The 9,993-nt window shown below is 42.5% G+C and carries 10 protein-coding genes; 5 read left to right on the forward strand and 5 right to left on the reverse strand.

The window, feature by feature from the left end; translation table 11 throughout:
• Window positions 1-69 precede the first annotated feature (69 nt).
• Window positions 70-801, forward strand: a complete 732-nt coding sequence (gene cobB / locus R8N47_RS16810) for a Sir2 family NAD+-dependent deacetylase (RefSeq protein ID WP_005377522.1) — start codon at window positions 70-72, stop codon at window positions 799-801.
• Between the two features lie 88 nt (window positions 802-889).
• Here cobB and R8N47_RS16815 read toward each other — a convergent pair whose 3' ends face one another.
• From R8N47_RS16815 to potA, 5 genes are all read right to left on the reverse strand, one after another.
• A complete protein-coding gene (locus R8N47_RS16815) occupies window positions 890-1,927 on the reverse strand; it encodes an extracellular solute-binding protein (RefSeq protein ID WP_005377521.1) in 1,038 nt (345 codons plus the stop codon).
• Window positions 1,928-2,176: 249 nt separating this feature from the next.
• Entirely contained in the window at window positions 2,177-3,208 is a 1,032-nt protein-coding gene (locus R8N47_RS16820) for an extracellular solute-binding protein (protein WP_005377519.1), read from the reverse strand.
• 102 nt (window positions 3,209-3,310) lie between these two features.
• Window positions 3,311-4,081, reverse strand: a complete 771-nt coding sequence (gene potC / locus R8N47_RS16825) for a spermidine/putrescine ABC transporter permease PotC (protein WP_005389180.1) — start codon at window positions 4,079-4,081, stop codon at window positions 3,311-3,313.
• A complete protein-coding gene (gene potB / locus R8N47_RS16830; RefSeq protein WP_005377512.1) occupies window positions 4,081-4,941 on the reverse strand; it encodes a spermidine/putrescine ABC transporter permease PotB in 861 nt (286 codons plus the stop codon). Before potB ends, potC begins: the two co-directional genes overlap by 1 nt.
• Entirely contained in the window at window positions 4,922-6,037 is a 1,116-nt protein-coding gene (potA, locus tag R8N47_RS16835; RefSeq protein ID WP_064353931.1) for a spermidine/putrescine ABC transporter ATP-binding protein PotA, read from the reverse strand. The genes potB and potA overlap by 20 nt, the downstream gene beginning before the upstream one ends.
• A 400-nt stretch (window positions 6,038-6,437) precedes the next feature.
• Between potA and R8N47_RS16840 the strand changes: the two genes are divergently transcribed.
• The 4 genes from R8N47_RS16840 to ttcA all read left to right on the forward strand — a co-directional run bounded on the left by R8N47_RS16840 (window position 6,438) and on the right by ttcA (window position 9,832).
• Window positions 6,438-7,235 (forward strand): hypothetical protein, encoded by a 798-nt coding sequence (locus R8N47_RS16840; RefSeq protein ID WP_005377508.1) that lies wholly within the window; start codon window positions 6,438-6,440, stop codon window positions 7,233-7,235.
• Window positions 7,228-8,064: a glucosaminidase domain-containing protein gene (locus R8N47_RS16845; RefSeq protein WP_017634900.1), complete on the forward strand. Its 837-nt coding sequence runs from the start codon at window positions 7,228-7,230 to the stop codon at window positions 8,062-8,064. The genes R8N47_RS16840 and R8N47_RS16845 overlap by 8 nt, the downstream gene beginning before the upstream one ends.
• A gap of 13 nt (window positions 8,065-8,077) precedes the next feature.
• Complete coding sequence (locus R8N47_RS16850; protein ID WP_005389171.1) at window positions 8,078-8,740, forward strand: DUF2987 domain-containing protein; 663 nt, start codon at window positions 8,078-8,080, stop codon at window positions 8,738-8,740.
• Window positions 8,741-8,938: 198 nt separating this feature from the next.
• A complete protein-coding gene (ttcA, locus tag R8N47_RS16855; RefSeq protein WP_005377502.1) occupies window positions 8,939-9,832 on the forward strand; it encodes a tRNA 2-thiocytidine(32) synthetase TtcA in 894 nt (297 codons plus the stop codon).
• Window positions 9,833-9,993 lie beyond the last annotated feature (161 nt).

Genomic DNA, 9,993 nt, shown 5'->3' on the forward strand with positions numbered 1-9,993 from the left:
TCTAATCCATATTACTACTGTTGCTATTCTTTCAGTGTTAAGCTAATGAAAAAACAGCAAGGATGAGTTATGAATTTCCCTTATAGAAATATTGTAGTACTTACTGGTGCAGGTATCTCGGCCGAATCTGGTATTCAAACATTTCGTGCGCAAGATGGCCTATGGGAGAATCACCGTATCGAAGATGTAGCAACGCCTGAAGGGTTTGCTCGCGATCCGGACCTTGTTCAAGATTTTTACAACCAACGCCGCAAGAAACTTCAAGATAATGCGATAAAGCCTAATGCAGCGCATGAAGCATTGGGTCGTTTAGAGGCTGAGTTAGAAGGTAAAGTGACGGTCATCACTCAAAATATAGACAACCTTCACGAAAGAGGCGGCAGTCAGAATGTGATTCACATGCATGGTGAGTTGCTCAAGGCCCGCTGTAGTGAATCTAACCAAGTAGTAGAGCACAATGAGGACATTAAGACCGGCGAGCTTTGTCACTGTTGTCAGATCCCTTCACAAATGCGACCACATATTGTTTGGTTTGGTGAAATGCCACTGCGAATGGGTGATATCTACGCGTCATTAGAAGAAGCAGATTTGTTTATTTCTATTGGGACTTCTGGCGTTGTGTATCCCGCAGCAGGTTTTGTTCATGATGCAAAAATGCACGGCGCACATACCATTGAAATTAACCTAGAACCTAGTGCGGTAGAAAGTGAATTTGAGGAAAAACGCTACGGAAAAGCAAGCGTTGAGGTTCCAAAATTAGTTGACGAGATACTGGCTCTAGAAGGAAAAGAAAGAGCGTAGTAACTTCAACAGGAAGAGTTTTTGTCTTGTCATTAAGAACAAAAAAGCGGCTCATGAGCCGCTTTTTCATATCTTTAAAACTAACGAATTAGTTGTTCACTTTTAGCTTTTGGAAGTACTCATCGTACATTACGCTCGCTTCGCCAACTTCATCTTGCCAAGTACCGCTGTCCATCACTTCTTGTGGTGGGAAGATGCTTGGATCATTAGCAAATTCTTTCGGTAGCAGATCGTGTGCCGTTTTAACTGGCGTAGGATAACCAATCTCAAGTGCAATCTTAGCTGCGTTCTCAGGACGTAGTAGGAAATCGATCATCTTATGAGCTGCGTCAACGTTCTTCGCACCAGCTGGAATTGCTAGGCTGTCCATCCAGAAGATAGTGCCTTTTTCTGGCCAGATGATGTCGATGTTCGCGCCTTCTTGACGAGCCATGTATGCAGAACCGTTCCAAAGCATGCCTAGTGAAACTTCACCCGCAAGGTAAGGGTTTGCAGGAAAGTCTGAGTTAAATACTAATACGTTTGGCATTAGCTTTTTCAGTTCTTCGTAAGCGGCTTTGATTTCTTCTGGGTTAGTCGTGTTTGGTGAGTAACCAAGCTTAGTCAATGCAATGTGGAATACTTCGCGAGAATCATCCATCAGCATTAGTTGACCTTCCCACTTGCTATCCCAGAAATCATCCCATTTAGAAACCGATGACTTGTCTAGCATGTCAGCATTGATACCAATACCGGTCGCACCCCAAATGTATGGGATAGAGTAGTTGTTGTTCGGATCGAACGGTTTGTTTAGGAAGTTAGTATCAAGATCGGCAAAATGAGATAATTTCTCTTTGTCGATCTGTTGTAGCATGCCTTCTTTACGCATTTTAGAGACGAAATAGGTAGACGGTACTACCAAGTCGTAACCAGAACCTTGAGTTTTTAGTTTTGCGTACATACTCTCGTTAGATTCGTATGTAGAGTAAATAACTTTGATTCCGGTTTCTTTTGTAAAGTCTTCAAGAACTTCGTTTGGAATGTATTCCGACCAGTTGTAGAAATACAGTTCTTGATCAGCAGCCATTGCAGGGGTAGCGATGAGCGTCGCTGCACATAGAGCGCTTGCGTAGAATTTACTTTTCATTTGTTTTCCGTTTTGTTTCGCGATTGGACAAGTCAATACTAGCTGGAGTTATCAAGTTGAGCCAAATCGCAGTAAGCACAAATATGTTCATTTAGCTTGAATATCGTTGTCTCCTTGTTATGAGACGATAAATCTATGATACCAAGACAAATAAACCTAGCAACGCGCGATTATATCAGCCTAAGACAAAAATAGGCAGCGTATTGCTGCCTATTTTCCTATGGTTGATGACTTGTTACACAAGCTAGATTATTGTCCCGCTTTCAGCTTGAGGAAGTAATCTTCGTATTTAACGGTTAGATCACCAACCGCATCTTGCCATTCAACGCGGTCAAGGTCTTCTTGAGAAGGGAATAGTGGGGCAACGTCTTTAAACTTAGCATTCGATTCCTCCACCGCCGTTAGGTACCCAGTATCACGAGAGATTTGCTCTGCGATTTCTGGGCGCAGTAGGAAGTCGATCATCTTGTGAGCGGCTTCTACGTTCTTCGCACCGGAAGAGATAGCGAAGTTATCAACCCAGCCGATACCGCCTTCTTTAGGAAAAACGAGTTTAAGGTTCAGGCCTTCACTTTGTGCCGCTGCGGCGCTACCGTTCCAAAGCATACCAACGCCCACTTCACCAGACATGTAAGGTGCGCCAGGGTTGTCAGAGTTGAAAACTAAAACGTTAGGCATCAACTTTTGTAGCTCAGCGTACGCTTCATCGATTTGCTTAGGGTCTTTTGAGTTACCTGAGTAGCCAAGTTTACGCAGAGCGATATGGAACACTTCACGAGTGTCGTCCATCAACATTACTTGACCTTCAAGCTCAGGCTTCCATAGGTCAGCCCAGCTTTGGAACTCGTTTGGATCGTACATGTCTGCGTTAACCGCTAGGCCTGTAATCGCAACAACGTGTGGGATAGAGTAGTCGTTACTTGGATCGTAAGGCTTGTCTAGGTAGTTTTTATCTAGGTTGCCGAAGTTTTTCAGCTTAGTCTTATCGATCTTTTGTAGCATGCCTTCGTCACGCATCTTCGCCACGAAGTACGTTGAAGGTACTACTAGGTCATAACCTTGGTTATGAGTTTTTAGCTTTGCATACAAAGTTTCGTTCGACTCGTAAGTCGAGTAGATCACTTTGATGCCAGTTTCTTTAGTAAATTGCTCTAGGATATTACTGTTGATGTAAGGACCCCAGTTCATAAATACTAGTTCTTTATCATCCGCTGTCGCTGTACCAGAGAACAGAGAAAGCGCACATGCACTACCAGCTAATAGAGTAGCCCATTTTTTCATTGACGTTAGCTCCAAACCAAACGTTGTCCAATTTTGGACGATAGATAGAAAAACAGAATGGCATGTAACCATTCTGTTTCGTGATGTTAACAGGTGCGGATTCTACTTCACTTTTTCTCTTGCTAGCAACTGAGAAATTACTACCAAGACCAAAGAAACAATCAACATTACCGTTGCTAGGGCGTTCACTTCCGGTGAAATGCCCACCTTAACCATGGAGTAAATCTTCAATGGTAAGATTTCGTAAGTTGGACCTGTTACAAACGAGCTGATAATTACGTCGTCCAAAGACAGCGTAAAGCTCAATAGCCAACCTGCAGCAACCGCTGGTTTAGCAAGAGGAAGGATGATCTGTTTCAAGATAACCCATTCGCTTGCACCAAGGTCTTTTGCAGCTTCCAACATTTTCACATCAAAGCCATTTAAGCGGCTGTACACAGTTACCACAACGAATGGTAGACAAAAGGTGATGTGAGCAATCAATAGTGTAAAGAAGCCAAGCTGTGCGCCTAATACCAGGAACAGAGCAAGTAATGAAATCGCCATAACAATATCTGGAGACATCATCACGACAAACAGCATGCCGTTTACCGCACCTTTACCTTTGAACGAGTAACGGAATAGGGCAACGGCCGTTAAGCTACCAATGATGGTTGCTGCTGTCGCTGAGAATACCGCTACGTTCAATGAATGCCATGCAGCTTGCATTAGGCTATCGTTGTTTACTAAGGTTTCGTACCATTTCGTGGTGAAACCACCCCATTTCATACCAAATTTGTTGGCATTAAATGAGTTAACAATTAAGACGATGATTGGCAGATACAAAAATGCATACACCAGCGCCATAAAGCTAAATCTAACCGTGCGTCCCATTAGTCTAGCTCCACTTTCTTATTCAATAGTTTGCCTGCTCTGTAGTAAGCGTAAAGCATCACAGCCATTGCGAAGGTGAGGGCGATACTGGTCGCAGCACCAAATGGCCAGTCACGAGCGTTCAATACTTGGCTCTTAATAACGTTACCAATCAGTAGGTTCTTCGCACCACCAAGAAGGTCAGAGATGTAGAACATACCTAGTGCTGGTAGCAGAACCAACAAACAACCACCGATAATGCCAGGCATTGTAAGAGGTAGAATCACTTTCGTAATGGTTTGGAACTTGTTCGCACCAAGATCTTTCGCCGCCTCGATATAAGTGTTGTCCAACTTCTCGATTGCCGAGTAAAGCGGCAGAATCATAAATGGAAGCAGGATGTACACAAGACCAATCATTACTGCTGTTTCGGTGTACATAATACGTAATGGCTTATCGATGATTTCCATCGCCATTAATGATTTGTTCAAAATACCTTGTGTACCCAGAACAATCTTCAGGCCGTAAGTACGGATAAGAGAGTTTGTCCAAAAAGGTACGATAACTAAGAACAACATGAATGGGCGCCATTTCTCTGGCATTTTCGCTATGATGTAAGCAAATGGGTAACCAATTACTAAACACAACAACGTCGCCACAATCGCCATGTAGAACGAGTGCATCAGCACTTTCGCATACAAGGGATCGAGTAGACGTAAGTAGTTGTCGAAAGTAAATGTCATTTCGATTAAGTTTGCTTCATCACGCGTTAAGAAACTCGTACCGATAATCATCACATTTGGTACCAACACGAAAAGTGTTAACCACCCGACGATTAAGGTAATGATCGCGTTTTGAAGATTAATCTTCTTGCTTATCATTGAGGACTACCTCCCAGCTCTCAACCCAAGTGATAGCGACTTTCTGGCCAAGTGAGTGGTCCACATCAGGATCATCTTCGTTAAAGAATTCGCTAACCATTACACGCATGCCTGAATCCAAATGGATAACTGAATCAAGCGTCATACCTTTATAGGTACGCTCTGTTACGTGACCTACGATGCCTTTTTCTTCAGACTCTTTGATCTCTTCGATACGTAAGTCTTCTGGGCGAAGTAGTACTTGCAGTTTTTCACCTGCTTGCGCTTCCTGATCGTAGTAAACAACAGACTCGACACCTTCGATTTCTGCACGGATACGTTTCTCGTCGATACGCTCTAGCATTGTTGCGTTGAATACGTTGATCTCACCGATAAAGCGAGCAACAAATAGGTTCTTCGGCTCTTCGTAAATCTCACGTGGAGAACCATCCTGCTCGATAACACCATCGCGCATTACAATAATGCGGTCAGACATCGATAGGGCTTCTTCCTGATCGTGCGTAACGAAGATAAAGGTAATACCAAGCTGACGCTGAAGCTGTTTAAGCTCGATTTGCATTTGCTTACGTAGTTTGTAATCAAGTGCAGATAGAGATTCATCTAGCAGCAGTACTTTTGGCTTGTTCACAACCGCACGCGCAATGGCGATACGTTGTTGTTGACCACCAGAAAGCTGATGAGGCTTACGCTGTGCCATTTTTTCTAGGCGCACCATGCGTAGCGCTTCCATTACTCGTGGTTCAATGTCCGCAGTAGGTGTTTTCTGCATACGAAGACCAAAAGCGACATTCTCATATACGGTCATGTGTGGAAACAATGCGTAACTTTGAAATACCGTGTTGACGTGCCTTTGCTCCGCAGGAACCTGTGTTACATCCTGGTCATCCAAAATAATTTGACCGTTATCTGCCGTTTCAAAACCTGCAATCATGCGTAAAACTGTTGTCTTACCACAACCAGAAGGCCCGAGAATCGTCAGAAATTCACCATGATTAACATCCAGATTTAAATTACCGATGATTTCCTTACCATCGAAACTTTTACTAATACCAGATAAACGAATAACTGGCTTTCCTGCTTGCGGTTTTGCGTTCAACGTCTGTATTTCCCCCACGTTCAAGCCGGGATTATCCCAGCTGATGTGACACTAACCATTCACTTTTGAGGCGCGCATCATAATCACCAAAAGTGTGAAATTAAAGCATTTTCTTATCTTGAAACAGAAATAATTTTGCAGGAAAAAGCCATCATTCCTTACCATACTGTTTTTATGAGATTAATTGGCATCTAGACACAGTTTGATAGCACTAAACTTTGTTCAACAATTGTTTCAATTTCATGACCTTGAAAGTGGTTAATTATCAACCATACAGTTGAGATTGCAAGGATTGTAGGTGAGTTGTGATGTTAGATGTGGAAAGATTTCTTTATAATGACGATTACATTAATTGACTGGAATTCCAGTCAAAATTTTACAAGTTAGTCTTGGATAAACTATGAACGACGATTTTGAGAAAGATTTCAATCTTGGGGGGAGTGTAGAGCGAGCTTTGTCTGGCAACTACGAGCTTAAAGCTGGCGCGGTTTTTAACGAAGCTTGGCGAGCAACCATCCAGCACTTTTTATCATTTTCTCCTGCCATTATTGTATTGCTTTTTGTCCAGTTAGGTATTTTCTATATTGCATTAAAACTGCAGTTGGGCGATTTGACCGTTATTCTTGATGCGTTTGAGAACCCAGAGTCGTTCACAAACGATATTGTGTCTTCTATTTATGTCGCGAATTTCAGTTATGAGGTGATTAGCGCCCCAATTTATGCGGGGATAAGTTTGATGGCTATGAGTCATGTCGCTGGCCTAAAGACTAAGTTGCGCCATGTTGGAAAGGGGTTGCAGTTCACCATTCCTGTTATCCTAGCAACGCTCATGAGCTTAATGCTACAAGGTGTGGTTGGTATGATTTTTCCTTTACTGTCGCTGTATCTTTCCTTGGCATTTAGTCACTCTATCTTGTTGATTTGTGAGAAAAGGGTGCCACCAATGCAAGCGTTGCTGTTATCACTTCGCGCAATCAACAAGAAGATTTTTGTGGTCGCGGGGCTTTACTTAGGCGTGATGTTAATGTTTATTATTGCAGCAATGTTCTACGGTATTGGCTTGATTTTTGTGCTGCCATTCTTCTTCCATTTGAAAGGCATACTCTACCGCGAAATGTTTGGAATTAAGCTTAAGATCGTTACAACACAGAAAAACGATAATGATCACGATGGTAACTCACAGGTGTTTGATGCCTAATTCTTTGAAATCAATAAGTTTACGAGTGGCGGCAACCTGTATAGCCGCCACTTTTATTTCTATAGGCCCATATTTACACTACGAGAAACAGTTTAAATATGTGGAAAATCCTGACGTACTCTCTGGCAAGATTAAGCATGTCGATTTATCACACTTGCCATACATCGGTGATATCCCAGACTTCAATTCAATAAAAGATACGAAAGAGAAAAAAGCTGCTTTTTTTGATTTTTTAAGGCCTAAAATTGCTCTTGAGAATCAACGAATTCGTCATGAGCGGGCCTTTCTTACCTCTTTAAAGGTGGGACAAGTGACGCAAGAACAACAAGAGTATGCTCAGCGGTTATCATCTCTGTATTCGTTGCCCTTGAGTAACGATAAGATTGATCAAGCATGGCTAGACGAGATGCTTGTGAGAGTGAACGTCTTACCTGAAGCCTTGGTTCTAACTCAAGCGGCAAATGAATCTGCGTGGGGCACTTCTCGTTTTGCTACTCAAGCAAACAACTTGTTTGGCCAATGGTGTTATAAAAAGGGCTGTGGAATTGTTCCAGCGCAACGTGGCGCTAACAAAGTTCATGAAGTTGAAAAATTCGATTCTGTACAACAGTCTGTTCATGGCTACTTTATGAATGTTAATCGAAACCCAGCGTATGCAGACCTGCGTGAAATCAGAACATCTCTGGCTGAAAAGAACAAGGGCTTGTTAACGGTTGCAACCGCGTCAGAGTTAACGCATGGGTTGCTAGCCTATTCTGAACGTGGCATCGCCTATGTACACGATCTTCGCGCTATGATTCGTCATAACAACGCCTACTGGACGCAATAAAATAACGGATAAAATGAAAAAGTTAAGCCTAAGTCTATTGGGAAGTGCGGCGCTAATTCTTGTATCGCCGATAACCCAAGCTCAAGAGTACATGTTCACGTACTCAAAGTTATACACTCAACTAAAAAACAACAATAAAGAAGGGCATGACGATGTGAAAGTTGGTGTCTTTTTTGTGGACGCAAAAACTAAGCAAATTTGTACGATAGAAAAAGCTTGGATGGAAAAAGAAGAGCACTATGAAGAGTTTGTTATCCCTGCTTCACAAGAGTTGCCTTTACCAGTTGATAAAAACTTAAAGTCAGCAAATCCGTTGGTTTTTGTCGATACCCCAAAAGATACACGTTGCGATTACTCACTTGTCGTGATGACCAAAGAACCATTACAGGGTAACGTTTCTTACGACCAACTTAAGCCTCTTCTACCTCAAATGCAGACGATGCTGGAAGATTTAGGCGGTATGTTTGCGGGTTGGTTTACACCGGAAGTTCAAGGTGTGACGATGGAGTTTGCAAATCAACTGAATGATAAAGTGATTTTCTCAAACGGAACCGAAAAGCCAATTGTCAATGGCAAGATACAAGTCGCACTAAGTGAAATAGGGCAAGGTGGCACAATGACACTACCAGAACCGACGATGCGAGTGTTACCTTATCTACCTAACGCAAAGAAATGAACACTGAACGTTTAGAAAGGGCTGCAATCGCAGCTCTTTTTTAATTTTGACCGTAACTAAAGTATCTTTCACACTCTTTTCTTAAAGACTCAATAAGACAAGCATTTAATCCTGCGTAAAAAGCTCGTATAATCCACGCCCCAAAGAAACCCATGTTAGGAAGTCCTAGTCGATTTATCGGCGATGTGAGAGCCCGCAATGAACCAAATAGATACAAGAAAAGAAACCCTAGAATTCAACAAGCTTCAGAAACGCCTAAGAAGACATGTTGGAAATGCCATTACTGATTACAACATGATCGAAGAAGGCGATGTTGTAATGGCATGTATTAGCGGTGGTAAAGATTCATTCGCGATGCTTGATATCCTGCTGAATCTTCAAAAAGCCGCACCGATCAAATTTGAAGTGGTTGCGGTAAACCTAGACCAAAAACAACCGGGCTTCCCTGAGCACATTCTGCCAGAGTATTTCGAAACACTGAATATCCCTTACTATATCGTCGATAAGGACACGTACTCCGTCGTAAAAGAGAAGGTACCAGAAGGCAAAACCACTTGTGGTCTGTGTTCACGCCTGCGACGTGGTACGCTGTATTCATTTGCAGAGAAGATTGGTGCAACTAAGCTTGCGCTAGGTCATCACATGGATGACATCGTCGAAACAATGTTCTTGAATATGTTCCACGGCTCTCGCCTTAAAGCGATGCCACCAAAGCTACGCTCTGATGATGGCCGTAACGTGGTCATTCGTCCATTGACTTACTGTCGTGAAAAAGATTTGATCAAATACGCTGAGCACAAGGATTTCCCAATAATTCCGTGTAACCTTTGTGGCTCTCAAGAGAACCTTCAGCGTCAATCTATAAAAGCAATGTTGATTGAATGGGATAAGAAGACGCCAGGGCGTGTGGAAGCAATTTTTAAATCAATTCAAAACGTAAGCCCAAGCCAACTAGCAGACCGCGAATTGTTCGACTTTGTTAACTTACCGCTAGATCGTGAAGGTAACCGCGAAGAGTATGAATTTAATGAGGCTGTCGTTTCTTCGACGAATATTGATGAATCGATGTTCATCGATGTTACGAATATCTAACTCGTAAAAAAGGAGGTCAATTAGACCTCCTTTTTTGTACCCAACTGTGCCGTCCTAAATAAGGTTGACACTTTCCCCCCCAAAAAAATTGGAGAGTGTTATGAAATCAACAACTAAAAGAACTCAGCGCGATTACTCCCTCGCTTTTAAACTCACTGTAG

Source organism: Vibrio sp. 2132-1 (genome assembly GCF_033344315.1).

Coding starts and splice junctions, on each gene's coding strand:
- potC (WP_005389180.1), bottom strand. CDS start 4,081: ATGGGACGCACGGTTAGATTTAGCTTTATGGCGCTGGTGTATGCATTT.
- cobB (WP_005377522.1), top strand. CDS start 70: ATGAATTTCCCTTATAGAAATATTGTAGTACTTACTGGTGCAGGTATC.
- R8N47_RS16820 (WP_005377519.1), bottom strand. CDS start 3,208: ATGAAAAAATGGGCTACTCTATTAGCTGGTAGTGCATGTGCGCTTTCT.
- R8N47_RS16815 (WP_005377521.1), bottom strand. CDS start 1,927: ATGAAAAGTAAATTCTACGCAAGCGCTCTATGTGCAGCGACGCTCATC.
- potB (WP_005377512.1), bottom strand. CDS start 4,941: ATGATAAGCAAGAAGATTAATCTTCAAAACGCGATCATTACCTTAATC.
- R8N47_RS16845 (WP_017634900.1), top strand. CDS start 7,228: ATGCCTAATTCTTTGAAATCAATAAGTTTACGAGTGGCGGCAACCTGT.
- ttcA (WP_005377502.1), top strand. CDS start 8,939: ATGAACCAAATAGATACAAGAAAAGAAACCCTAGAATTCAACAAGCTT.
- R8N47_RS16840 (WP_005377508.1), top strand. CDS start 6,438: ATGAACGACGATTTTGAGAAAGATTTCAATCTTGGGGGGAGTGTAGAG.
- R8N47_RS16850 (WP_005389171.1), top strand. CDS start 8,078: ATGAAAAAGTTAAGCCTAAGTCTATTGGGAAGTGCGGCGCTAATTCTT.